General features: G+C 47.3%; 13 protein-coding genes and 1 rRNA gene (1 of these 14 only partly in view). All 14 read left to right on the forward strand.

What is annotated here, in order from left to right:
• Positions 1-118 precede the first annotated feature (118 nt).
• Positions 119-895, forward strand: a complete 777-nt coding sequence (locus tag MHB78_RS00450) for a type III pantothenate kinase (protein WP_046131809.1) — start codon at positions 119-121, stop codon at positions 893-895.
• A 10-nt stretch (positions 896-905) separates the two neighbouring features.
• Complete coding sequence (gene hslO, locus MHB78_RS00455) at positions 906-1,775, forward strand: Hsp33 family molecular chaperone HslO (protein WP_046131810.1); 870 nt, start codon at positions 906-908, stop codon at positions 1,773-1,775.
• Positions 1,776-1,828: 53 nt separating this feature from the next.
• The gene (locus MHB78_RS00460; protein ID WP_046131811.1) at positions 1,829-2,716 is read left to right on the forward strand and encodes a peptidyl-prolyl cis-trans isomerase; all 888 of its coding nucleotides are present in this window, start codon (positions 1,829-1,831) and stop codon (positions 2,714-2,716) included.
• Between the two features lie 77 nt (positions 2,717-2,793).
• Positions 2,794-3,720 (forward strand): cysteine synthase A, encoded by a 927-nt coding sequence (gene cysK, locus MHB78_RS00465; protein WP_046131812.1) that lies wholly within the window; start codon positions 2,794-2,796, stop codon positions 3,718-3,720.
• A gap of 150 nt (positions 3,721-3,870) precedes the next feature.
• Positions 3,871-5,301 carry an anthranilate synthase component I family protein gene (locus MHB78_RS00470; protein ID WP_046131813.1) on the forward strand — a complete coding sequence of 477 codons (1,431 nt, stop codon included), beginning with the start codon at positions 3,871-3,873 and terminating at the stop codon, positions 5,299-5,301.
• Positions 5,298-5,882, forward strand: a complete 585-nt coding sequence (pabA, locus tag MHB78_RS00475) for an aminodeoxychorismate/anthranilate synthase component II (RefSeq protein WP_046131814.1) — start codon at positions 5,298-5,300, stop codon at positions 5,880-5,882. Before MHB78_RS00470 ends, pabA begins: the two co-directional genes overlap by 4 nt.
• Positions 5,879-6,736 carry an aminodeoxychorismate lyase gene (pabC, locus tag MHB78_RS00480; protein ID WP_046131815.1) on the forward strand — a complete coding sequence of 286 codons (858 nt, stop codon included), beginning with the start codon at positions 5,879-5,881 and terminating at the stop codon, positions 6,734-6,736. The genes pabA and pabC overlap by 4 nt, the downstream gene beginning before the upstream one ends.
• 17 nt (positions 6,737-6,753) lie before the next feature.
• Complete coding sequence (folP, locus tag MHB78_RS00485; protein WP_046131816.1) at positions 6,754-7,611, forward strand: dihydropteroate synthase; 858 nt, start codon at positions 6,754-6,756, stop codon at positions 7,609-7,611.
• Positions 7,604-7,966, forward strand: a complete 363-nt coding sequence (gene folB, locus MHB78_RS00490; protein WP_082094136.1) for a dihydroneopterin aldolase — start codon at positions 7,604-7,606, stop codon at positions 7,964-7,966. Before folP ends, folB begins: the two co-directional genes overlap by 8 nt.
• Complete coding sequence (folK, locus tag MHB78_RS00495; protein ID WP_046131817.1) at positions 7,963-8,463, forward strand: 2-amino-4-hydroxy-6-hydroxymethyldihydropteridine diphosphokinase; 501 nt, start codon at positions 7,963-7,965, stop codon at positions 8,461-8,463. Before folB ends, folK begins: the two co-directional genes overlap by 4 nt.
• Positions 8,415-8,624: a helix-turn-helix transcriptional regulator gene (locus MHB78_RS00500; RefSeq protein ID WP_046131818.1), complete on the forward strand. Its 210-nt coding sequence runs from the start codon at positions 8,415-8,417 to the stop codon at positions 8,622-8,624. The genes folK and MHB78_RS00500 overlap by 49 nt, the downstream gene beginning before the upstream one ends.
• A gap of 16 nt (positions 8,625-8,640) precedes the next feature.
• A complete protein-coding gene (gene dusB, locus MHB78_RS00505; RefSeq protein ID WP_046131819.1) occupies positions 8,641-9,642 on the forward strand; it encodes a tRNA dihydrouridine synthase DusB in 1,002 nt (333 codons plus the stop codon).
• Between the two features lie 83 nt (positions 9,643-9,725).
• Positions 9,726-11,225 (forward strand): lysine--tRNA ligase, encoded by a 1,500-nt coding sequence (gene lysS, locus MHB78_RS00510; protein ID WP_046131820.1) that lies wholly within the window; start codon positions 9,726-9,728, stop codon positions 11,223-11,225.
• A gap of 295 nt (positions 11,226-11,520) precedes the next feature.
• Positions 11,521-12,699, forward strand: a 16S ribosomal RNA gene (locus MHB78_RS00515); it runs 371 nt beyond the window's last position.

Raw genomic sequence — 12,699 nt, forward strand, 5'->3', positions numbered from 1 at the left:
GACATCGGTTTCCCCGGACAGTTTTGATTCGTTTACAAAAAGAATCGGCATCGTGTATTGTATGATGGTAGAATGTTTTATGTCCAAGTAAGAGAAACTAGTCAAAAGTGGTGATAAGATGTTACTTGTTATAGATGTGGGAAATACGAACACCGTTCTCGGTGTATATCATAACGGAGAGCTCGAATATCACTGGCGCATCGAAACGAGCCGCCATAAAACAGAGGATGAATTCGGCATGCTCATTCGTTCTTTATTTGATTATGTGGGATTGATGTTTGACCAAATTGAAGGAATCATCATCTCTTCCGTTGTCCCGCCGATCATGTTCGCGCTCGAAAGAATGTGCACCAAATATTTTCACATCGAACCGCAAATTGTCGGTCCCGGAATGAAAACGGGATTAAATATCAAATACGATAATCCGAAAGAGGTCGGGGCAGACCGCATCGTAAATGCTGTCGCGGCCATACATCTCTACGGAAGCCCGCTGATCGTGGTTGATTTTGGAACGGCGACAACGTACTGTTATATTAATGAGCATAAGGAATATATGGGCGGAGCGATCGCACCCGGTATCACGATATCGACCGAAGCCCTTTATTCGAGAGCTGCCAAGCTTCCGAGAATTGAAATTGCCCGGCCGGATAACATCATCGGCAAAAGTACGGTCAGCGCGATGCAATCCGGCATTCTTTACGGCTATGTCGGACAGGTCGAGGGCATTGTCAAACGGATGAAATGGCAATCGCGGCAAAATCCGAAAGTAATTGCGACAGGCGGTCTTGCATCATTGATTGCTGATGAATCCGACTGCATCGATGTCGTAGATCCCTTCCTTACGTTAAAGGGGCTGGAACTGATTTACGAACGGAATCGCGTGGAAAGTGTTTAGGAGGATGACGATGGATTATTTAGTAAAAGCCATAGCATATGACGGCAAAGTCCGCGCATATGCAGCGAGAACGACAGAAACGATACATGAAGCGCAAAGGCGCCACAATACATGGCCTACTGCCTCTGCCGCTTTAGGCAGAACGATGACAGCGGCCGTGATGCTCGGTGCGATGCTGAAAGGCGAAGACAAGCTTACGGTTAAAATCGAAGGGGGCGGGCCGATCGGGGCCATTGTCGCCGACGGGAACGCAAAAGGTGAAGTAAGGGGATATGTCTCAAATCCGCACGTTCATTTCGATTTGAATGAACAAGGGAAGCTTGACGTCAGAAGAGCGGTCGGAACTTCCGGGACATTAAGCGTTGTGAAAGATCTCGGGATGCGAGAGCTGTTTACGGGTCAGGTTGAGATCGTTTCCGGAGAGCTCGGCGAGGATTTTACGTATTATCTCGTTTCGTCCGAGCAAGTTCCGTCATCCGTAGGTGTCGGCGTTCTCGTCAATCCAGACAATACGATTTTGGCGGCCGGCGGGTTTATCATTCAGCTGCTACCGGGCACTGATGATGCAACCATTACAAAGCTTGAAACCAATTTATCTAAAGTGGAGCCGATATCTAAGCTGATTCAAAAGGGCCTTACACCTGAAGCGGTGCTTAGCGCCGTCTTGGGAGAGGAGCCGGAAGTGCTTGAGACTGTTCCCGTCCGCTTTGCGTGCAATTGTTCAAAAGAGCGCTTTGCAAGAGGGATTATCGGACTTGGCAAACAGGAGATTCAGGCGATGATCGATGAAGACGGCAAGGCCGAAGCGCAATGCCATTTCTGCAATGAAACGTATTTGTTTACAAAGGAAGAGCTTGAAGCGCTTCTGAATGAGATATAATACCCGCTACCCGTTAGCGGGTCTTTTACAATCAGGAAAGGGGAGAAACAAATTTGAAATCAAGACTGGTGCCGATCGTATTGGGCGCACTTTTCGTCAATTGCATTGTCATCGCATACGTCCTAACAAAATCGATGACCGCTTCTTCTTCAAGTGCTCAGGAGGTTATTGCCAACATTGGCAATAACGAAATTACGAGGGAAGAATGGCTGAGTAAAATGGAAGAGCGGTACGGTAAATCAACATTGGAGGATATGATTAATGACCGGGTCGTCGACCAGCTCGCTGAAAAAAACAAAATCAGCGTCTCTAAAGACGAAATCGACAGGGAATTTCTTCTGATCAAAGCCGTATACAATTCTTTTTACGAGGATGAAGGCACGACGGAAAAAGAGTGGAGAGAGCAAATCAGGCATAATATCCTTCTTGAAGAACTGCTGACGAAAGATGTCGTCATTTCTGATAGCGAATTAAAATCGTTTTACCAAAAAAACAAGGACTTATACACATTCGATGATTCCTACCGGCTGAAGCACATCGTTGTAAAAGATAAAAGCGAAGCAGAGCGGGTCTTAAAAGAGTTGAAGGACGGTTCAAGCTTTGAAGCAGCCGCCGCGGAACATTCGACAGACCGGTATACGGCTCCATACGGAGGAGACCTTGGATTCGTCAACGAGCAGCGGGATAATGTCCCTTCAGAATACATAGAGACGGCCAAACGTCTAAAAGACGATCAATGGACGACAGAGCCGCTTAAAGTCAGCCAAGGCTATGCGATCGTCCTCCGAAAGGAAAAGCTTGACGGGCGGGCATTTACATACGATCAAGTGAAAAAACAAATCCGAAGGCAGATTGCCATGGATCAATTGGGTGATAAAGCATCGGTCAAAACGCTTTGGAAAGATGCGGATGTTTCATGGTTCTATGACCGAAAAAAATAAACATTGACAAAATATTTTGATATTGATAAATTATTTATAATCCCAATAAAAATACTCGGAAATTGAGGTGTTCATAATTGGTTCGCGTTGCAAACTCTGTTTATGACTTAATTGGAAATACACCGATCGTAAAATTAAATCGACTAGCCGGCGAAGACAGCGCCGATGTATATGTAAAACTGGAGTATATGAATCCGGGAAGCAGTGTAAAAGACCGGATTGCGCTTGCGATGATCGAAGACGCTGAAGAAAAAGGCCTTTTGAAAGAGGGAGACACCCTCATTGAGCCGACAAGCGGAAATACGGGAATCGGCCTGGCGATGGTTGCTGCCGCAAAAGGCATTAAAGCGATTCTCGTCATGCCTGATACGATGAGTTCTGAACGCCGCAACCTTCTTCGCGCTTACGGTGCTGAGCTCGTGCTGACGCCGGGTGCGGAAGGTATGAAAGGGGCCATTAAAAAGGCGGAAGAGCTTGCAAAAGAGCACGGCTATTTCATGCCGCAGCAATTCAACAACCCTGCGAATGCTGAGATTCATCGCCGTACGACAGGCCGGGAAATCGCGGAGCAATTCGGCGATGAAGGTCTTGATGCGTTCATCGCAGGTATCGGAACTGGCGGAACGATCACAGGTGCAGGAGAAGTGCTGAAAGAAAAATACCCATCCATCAAAATATACGCGGTTGAGCCGACAGACTCGCCGGTTCTTTCCGGAGGAAAACCGGGCCCGCATAAAATACAGGGAATCGGAGCAGGATTCGTTCCTGAGATTTTGAATACCGATGTTTATGATGAAATCATCACGGTTAAAAATGAAGAAGCCTTCGAATATGCCCGCAAAGCAGCGAAAGAAGAAGGAGTGCTCGGCGGAATCTCTTCAGGTGCTGCAATTTTTGCCGCGCTTCAGGTCGCCAAAAAGCTTGGCAAAGGCAAAAAAGTGCTCGCGGTGCTCCCGAGCAACGGAGAAAGATACTTGAGCACGCCGCTTTATCAATTTGAATAAATACGTACGGAAACCTGTAGGCCGTCGACATTGTCGGCGGTTTTTTGTGTTTTCGCGTTTTTTTACGGATTGGAAACGAAATTCTCTTTTCCTAGAAAAAAGATATGCTTTACAATAAGGACAGTAGAATAACGGCAGAGGAATGATACGATGAGACAACGAAGGCCCGTAGCTAGAACGTTTTCCTTTTCCAATGAACGTTTCTTACAGCGGTATGAGCACCTTTCCAAAGGGAAAGAACATCATGTTCTTCTGGAAAGCGCCAGAGGCGGCGAATACAGCATTGCCGGTCTTGATCCCGTGGCCATAGCGAAAGGAAAAGATGGCATCACAACGATTCATTATAAAGGGGAGACCATATTCAAAGAGGGAGATCCGTTTTTGCAGTTCACAAGGTGGTTTCAAACGCTGAAAACGGAGACGGTTGCAGATTTTCCGGATTTTCAGGGAGGGGCTGTCGGCTTTTTAAGCTATGATTATGCCCGGTATATCGAAAAATTTAAGCTCCTGTCAATCGATGACCTGCAAACGCCTGATTTATTTTTTCTCGTGTTCGACGATTTGGCCGTTTATGATCATGCAAAGGAGCAGCTTTGGCTGATCACCCACACCGAAGGGGACGAGCTCTCCCTAGCTCATGAGAAGCTGGATCTGCTAGAAAAGATGTGGAAATTAGAGGACGGTGAAGCGGTAAAACGTGAAGAGCCCGCTGAAAACAGGGGCGCATCATTTGCTTCATCGTTTACCGAAGCCGGTTTTTCACAAGCCGTGGAGAAAATAAAGCAGTACATTGCAAGCGGAGACGTCTTTCAGGTTAACCTCTCTTTGCGGCAGTCAGAAAAGCTGTCGGCACCGCCATTTGACGTCTATAAAATGTTAAGGGAAGTGAATCCGTCACCTTACATGGCCTATTTGGAGACGCCCGACTTTCAAGTGATTTGCGGATCGCCCGAACTGCTCATTAAAAAGAAAGGGAAGCTTCTTGAAACAAGGCCGATCGCAGGGACGAGATCCCGGGGAAGAGATGAGGCAGAGGATGAATCGCTTGCAAACGAACTGATCATGAATGAGAAAGAACGCGCGGAACATGTCATGCTTGTTGATCTGGAGCGAAATGACCTTGGAAGGGTATCAAAATACGGTTCGGTTCGCGTCAATGAATTTATGGTGATTGAAAAGTACTCCCATGTGATGCACATTGTGTCAAACGTGTGCGGGGAAATAAGAGATGAGTGCGACGCCGTAGACGTAATCCATGCCGTATTCCCGGGAGGAACGATTACCGGGGCGCCGAAAGTCAGAACGATGGAAATTATTGAGGAGCTTGAGCCGACGCGGCGAGGGCTTTATACTGGTTCTATAGGATGGTTCGGATATAATCAAGATATGCACTTTAATATCGTCATCCGGACGATCTATGTTAAAGCAGGCCATGCGTTCATGCAGTCGGGGGCGGGAATCGTCATCGATTCAAACCCTAAGCATGAATACAAGGAATCGTTCAAAAAGGCCATAGCGATGAAAAAGGCGATAGAGCTGAGTGAAGAAGAGAAAAAAGAGCATAGGAGAGTTGAGAAATGATTTTAATGATCGACAATTATGATTCGTTTACGTACAATTTGGTTCAGTATTTAGGAGAGCTTGGCGAAGAGCTCGTCGTGAAGCGGAATGATGAGGTCACGATCGCAGATATCGAAGACATGTCCCCTGACTTTCTGATGATTTCACCTGGACCGTGCAGTCCGGATGAAGCAGGGATCAGCCTTGAAGCAATTCGGGCTTTTGCTGGGAGGATTCCGATTTTCGGCGTCTGTCTCGGACATCAGTCGATCGCTCAGGTCTTCGGCGGCGATGTGGTCAGGGCGGAACGTTTGATGCACGGGAAAACATCCGAGATTTTACACGACGGGTTAACGATCTTTAAAAATCTTGAAAACCCGCTGACCGCCACCCGATATCATTCACTGATCGTAAAGCCGGAAACGCTGCCTGAATGCTTTGTCACATCAGCATGGACGGTAGAAGGAGAAATCATGGCGATCAGGCATAAGGAATTGCCGGTTGAAGGCGTCCAATTCCATCCGGAGTCCATCATGACCTCCTTCGGAAAAGACATGCTGAAAAACTTTATTAAGACATACCGAAAGAAAGTGAATGCATGATCATTTACCTGAACGGTCAATACGTGGAAGAGGGGGAAGCGAGGCTTTCTCCGTTTGACCACGGTTTTCTATATGGAATCGGTGTTTTTGAAACATTTCGCCTTTATGAAGGGAAGCCATTCCTCTTGGAACGGCATATGGAACGGCTTGAAAAATCAGTAAGTGATCTGAAAATTGAAGTTTCGCTTAACAAGGATGATGTAACGGACGTGCTGAACAGGCTTCTGGAGCTGAATCAGCCGCCAAACGGAGATGCGAGGGTCCGCTTGAATGTATCTGCGGGCCCCTCTCCGTCAGGGCTTTCTGCCGATTCGTACAAACAGCCCTGCGTCATGGTGATCATGAATGCCTTTGACCCTTCAGCTGTACCGGCTGAAAAGGAAGGGGTTGTGCTGAACGTCCGCAGAAATACCCCGGAGGGCCTGTTTCGCCTGAAATCCCATCATTTTTTGAATAATTTATACGGAAAAAGAGAAATCGGAAATGATCCGTTAAAAGAAGGGATCTTTCTGACGGACGGCGGAGCTGTGGCTGAAGGAATTGTTTCCAATATTTTTTGGACAAGAGATGGATGCGTGTATACACCTTCACTCAAGACGGGGATTTTAGACGGAGTGACAAGACGCTATATCATGGAGTGCCTTGAAAAAATGGATGTCGACGTCAGGCAGGGGGAATACCCGTTGGAACATCTGCTTGGTGCGGATGAAGCCTGGATGACCAATTCCGTTCAGGAAATCGTGCCTTTCCGGAACATCGGCAATGCCCTGTTTCCGGGAAAGGATGGAAGCCTGACAAAAAGTCTGCAAGAGGTATACACTAACGATAGAAAATGCATCAAAGACTATAACTGATCTAAAGGGTGAAGGATATGGCGCCGCAAACATTGGCCCGTTCAAAACGGTTGATTGCAAAACACCATACGTTGTCATATGAAGACAAAACGTTGATTATGGGAATTTTAAACGTGACTCCTGATTCGTTTTCGGACGGAGGGAAATACAACAGCATAGATCGCGCATTGATTCATGCGAAACAAATGATAGAAGACGGCGCGCATATCATTGATATCGGAGGAGAATCAACAAGGCCCGGCTCCGTTGAGGTTTCTGCCGATGAAGAACTGGAAAGGGTCATACCTGTGATTGAAAAGCTGGTTCAGGAAATCGATGCGCCGATTTCGATAGACACATATAAGGCCCGCGTCGCGGATGAAGCGATAAAAGCCGGGGCTTCTATCATCAATGACGTATGGGGGGCAAAAGCAGATCCGGACATGGCACCGGTCGCTGCTTCCCACGATGTGCCGATTATTTTAATGCACAATCGCAATGAGCGGAATTATACAAATTTGATACCGGACATGATTTCTGATTTGATGGAATGCATCAATCTTGCAAAAGCCGCCGGCGTCCCGGACCATCACATCATCTTGGATCCGGGGATCGGATTTGCGAAAACGTTTAAGGACAACCTTGCCGTCATGAACCAGCTCGAAGCGTTCTGCAATCTGGAGTATCCGGTTTTATTGGGGACTTCGCGCAAAACATTCATCGGCCGCGTTTTGGACCTTCCGCCTGAGGAGCGGGCAGAAGGTACGGGGGCGACGGTATGCCTGGGAATTCAAAAAGGGTGCGACATTGTCAGGGTTCACGATGTCAAGCAAATCTCAAGAATGGCGAAAATGATGGATGCCATGATTGATAAAGGAGGCGCTTATCATCGATAAAGTTTATGTTGAAGGTATGGAGTTTTACGGGTATCACGGCGTTTTCGACGAGGAGAACAAACTAGGTCAGCGATTTCGCGTCGATTTGACGGTCTATCTTGACCTGAATGAAGCGGGGAAAACCGATCGTATTGATGCAACCATTAATTACGCCGAGCTTTATAAGCTTTGCAAAGAGGTCGTGGAAGGAGAGCCGGTCAACCTCGTCGAAACCCTAGCGGAAACAATAGCAGGGCGCGTGCTCAAACAATTTCAGACGGTTCAGGAATGCACCGTAAAAGTGACAAAACCCGATCCGCCGATACCCGGCCACTATAAATCCGTAGCTATCGAAATGACGAGAAAGCGGACATGACACATACGGCATATATTGCGCTGGGCTCCAATATCGGCCAGCGGGAAGAATATTTAAAAAAAGCCGTCGCTCTCCTTCATCAGCATCCGTACGTGACGGTTACCGACGTGTCTTCGATTTATGAAACAGATCCCGTCGGGTATACCGACCAGGACCCATTTTTAAACATGGCGGCAAAAGTCAGGACGTCTCTTTCTCCGTTTGAACTGCTCAATTTGACGCAAAGCATCGAAAATGAGCTCGGCCGGACCCGCGAGGTCAGATGGGGCCCGAGAACGGCAGACCTTGACATTTTGCTGTATAATCGTGAAAATATTGAGACAGAGCAACTCACAGTTCCTCATCCGAGAATGCATGAACGTATGTTTGTACTCGTCCCGCTGCTGGAGATTTATCCGGATTTTGAGGGGTCTTGTGATCATGCAAAAAATCAAGAAGGTGTAAGGATATGGAAACGGAAATCTGGGGTAGACGAATTCGTGCGTACAGAAAGCTGAAAGGTTATACTCAAGAAGGGTTTGCAAAAGCGCTCGGTATATCCGTTTCTGTACTAGGCGAGGTAGAACGGGGAAATCGTATGCCGTCGGAAAGCATGCTCAGGGATGTAGCCAATACGTTAAATATAACAGTGGAGGAATTATCTCCATCAGAAGAATAAGAAAGGAGGACTCAAAATGTTTAAAATCGGTGATATTGAATTGAAAAACAGGGTTGTGTTAGCGCCGATGGCCGGGGTGTGCAACTCCGCTTTCCGCCTGACTGTCAAAGAGTTCGGAGCGGGCCTCGTGTGCGCCGAAATGGTGAGCGACAAAGCGATCCTTTACAATAACGCAAAAACGATGGGAATGCTTTACATCGATGAACGCGAAAAGCCGCTCAGCCTGCAAATTTTCGGCGGTGAAAAGGAAACGCTTGTCGAAGCAGCAAAGTTTGTTGATCAAAACACGACAGCTGATATTATTGATATAAACATGGGATGTCCGGTACCGAAAATTACAAAATGCGATGCGGGAGCCAAATGGCTGCTCGATCCGAATAAAATTTATGAAATGGTTTCTGCCGTTGTTGAATCCGTGAATAAGCCCGTTACGGTCAAAATGAGAATGGGCTGGGACGAAGATCACATCTATGCGGTTGAAAATGCGAAAGCAGTTGAACGCGCAGGCGGAAAAGCGGTGGCTCTTCACGGCCGGACCCGCGTGCAAATGTATGAAGGAACGGCGAACTGGGATATTATCAAAGAAGTGAAGCAGTCTGTCTCAATCCCTGTCATCGGCAACGGTGACGTGAAAACGCCTCAGGATGCCAAACGCATGCTTGATGAAACAGGGGTGGACGGCGTCATGATCGGCCGCGCCGCTTTGGGTAATCCGTGGATGATTTACCGTACGGTTCATTACCTGGAAACGGGCGAGCTGAAAGATGAGCCGAAAGTGCGCGAAAAAATTTCTGTCTGCAAGCTTCACCTCGACCGTTTAATTAAGCTTAAAGGAGAGCATGTAGCGGTTCGCGAAATGAGAAAGCATGCAGCCTGGTATTTAAAAGGCATAAGAGGAAACGCAAAGGTCCGGAACGAAATCAACCATTGTGAAACAAGAGATGAGCTTGTTCAGCTGCTGGATGCGTTTACGATTGAAGCCGAGGCAAAAGAGCTTCAGGATGCAAAAGTAGGATAAATCCGACCTCTGCTCACTGCCAGTTTTCACTGGCAGTTTTTCTGCTTTTTTCCTGAAAGAATAAAAGTAACGGAGTGATACTGATGAGTCATGAAGAGCATAATCATGAAGAATTGAACGATCAACTGCAAGTCAGACGGGAAAAAATGAGTCAATTAAGGGAGAGCGGCAAAGATCCGTTCGGTCAGCGTTTTGACCGCTCGCATCAATCAGGCGAACTGATCGACCTGTACAACCAGTTTTCAAAAGAAGAGTTAGAAGAGAAAGCAATTGAAGTCACCATTGCAGGACGGATGATGACAAAACGCGGAAAAGGGAAAGCCGGGTTTGCGCATATTCAGGATTTACAAGGTCAAATTCAGATTTACGTAAGAAAAGACAGCGTCGGTGAAGAGCAGTATGAACTGTTTAAAAGCTCCGACTTGGGCGATATCGTCGGCGTCACAGGCGTCATGTTTAAAACGAATGTTGGCGAACTGTCTGTTAAAGCAACATCCTTTGACCTTTTAACGAAGGCTCTTCGCCCGCTTCCTGATAAATATCACGGCTTAAAAGACATAGAGCAGCGCTACCGCCAGCGTTATTTGGATTTGATCGTGAATCCGGACAGCAAAAAAACGTTTATTGCGCGCAGCAAAATCATTCAGTCTATGAGAAGATACTTGGACAGCCACGGATACTTAGAGGTTGAAACACCTATGATGCACTCGATCCCAGGCGGTGCGTCTGCCCGTCCGTTCATCACCCATCATAATGCGCTCGATATGCCGCTCTACATGAGGATCGCCATCGAGCTTCATCTGAAAAGGCTGATTGTCGGCGGGTTGGAAAAGGTTTATGAAATCGGACGCGTATTTCGCAATGAAGGTGTTTCTACCCGTCATAACCCTGAATTTACGATGATCGAACTGTATGAAGCTTATGCCGACTATAAAGATATCATGAGATTAACAGAAAACCTCATTGCTCACATTGCTGAGGAAGTACTGGGCACTACAACTGTTCAATACGGGGAGCATGAAGTCGATCTGAAACCTGAATGGAAGAGACTTCACATGGTTGATGCCGTTAAGGAATTGACCGGCGTTGATTTTTGGAAAGAAGTATCTTTGGATGAAGCGAGAGCATACGCAAAAGAGCACGGAGTTGAAATTTCTGAGAATATGTCAGTAGGGCATATCATCAATGAATTCTTTGAACAAAAAGTCGAAGAAACGCTTATTCAGCCGACCTTTATATACGGGCACCCGGTTGAAATATCGCCGCTTGCAAAGAAAAATCCGGAAGATCCTCGCTTTACGGACCGTTTTGAACTGTTTATCGTGGGCCGTGAGCACGCGAATGCATTTACGGAACTAAATGACCCTATTGATCAAAAAGAGCGTTTTGAGGCGCAATTAAAAGAACGTGAAGAGGGTAATGATGAAGCTCATATGATGGATGAAGACTTCGTCGAAGCATTGGAATACGGAATGCCTCCGACAGGCGGTTTAGGAATCGGAATTGACCGGCTTATTATGCTGTTGACGAATTCTCCTTCAATCAGGGACGTTTTACTATTCCCGCAAATGAGACACCGCTAATTTTCTTTAAGCCGGAGCCGCTTCTACAGCGGTTCCGGCTTCATTTAAAACAAATTTAATTTTTTCTTAAAAAAGTATTGCACAATCGTAAATACGGTGGTATATTATTATTCGTTGCCGCAAAACAGGCAATGAAACAAAAAAGAGCTTAAAAAAAGTTCTTGACTTTATATTAGAGATTGGATATAATATAAAAGTCGCTTTAATAAATGATCTTTGAAAACTAAACAAGACAAAACGTACCTGTTAATTCAAATAAATCGCACATAAACGTGCGTAGTCATTTTCAAACTTTTTTATGGAGAGTTTGATCCTGGCTCAGGACGAACGCTGGCGGCGTGCCTAATACATGCAAGTCGAGCGGACCGACGGGAGCTTGCTCCCTTAGGTCAGCGGCGGACGGGTGAGTAACACGTGGGTAACCTGCCTGTAAGACTGGGATAACTCCGGGAAACCGGGGCTAATACCGGATGCTTGTTTGAACCGCATGGTTCAAACATAAAAGGTGGCTTTTCGCTACCACTTACAGATGGACCCGCGGCGCATTAGCTAGTTGGTGGGGTAACGGCTCACCAAGGCGACGATGCGTAGCCGACCTGAGAGGGTGATCGGCCACACTGGGACTGAGACACGGCCCAGACTCCTACGGGAGGCAGCAGTAGGGAATCTTCCGCAATGGACGAAAGTCTGACGGAGCAACGCCGCGTGAGTGATGAAGGTTTTCGGATCGTAAAACTCTGTTGTTAGGGAAGAACAAGTACCGTTCGAACAGGGCGGTACCTTGACGGTACCTAACCAGAAAGCCACGGCTAACTACGTGCCAGCAGCCGCGGTAATACGTAGGTGGCAAGCGTTGTCCGGAATTATTGGGCGTAAAGCGCGCGCAGGCGGTTTCTTAAGTCTGATGTGAAAGCCCCCGGCTCAACCGGGGAGGGTCATTGGAAACTGGGGAACTTGAGTGCAGAAGAGGAGAGTGGAATTCCACGTGTAGCGGTGAAATGCGTAGAGATGTGGAGGAACACCAGTGGCGAAGGCGACTCTCTGGTCTGTAACTGACGCTGAGGCGCGAAAGCGTGGGGAGCGAACAGGATTAGATACCCTGGTAGTCCACGCCGTAAACGATGAGTGCTAAGTGTTAGAGGGTTTCCGCCCTTTAGTGCTGCAGCAAACGCATTAAGCACTCCGCCTGGGGAGTACGGTCGCAAGACTGAAACTCAAAGGAATTGACGGGGGCCCGCACAAGCGGTGGAGCATGTGGTTTAATTCGAAGCAACGCGAAGAACCTTACCAGGTCTTGACATCCTCTGACAACCCTAGAGATAGGGCTTCCCCTTCGGGGGCAGAGTGACAGGTGGTGCATGGTTGTCGTCAGCTCGTGTCGTGAGATGTTGGGTTAAGTCCCGCAACGAGCGCAACCCTTGATCTTAGTTGCCAGCATTCAGTTGGGCACTCTAAGGTGACTGCCGGTGACAAA

It is taken from the genome of Bacillus sp. FSL K6-0138, assembly GCF_037982765.1.
Taxonomy (GTDB): domain Bacteria; phylum Bacillota; class Bacilli; order Bacillales; family Bacillaceae; genus Bacillus; species Bacillus glycinifermentans.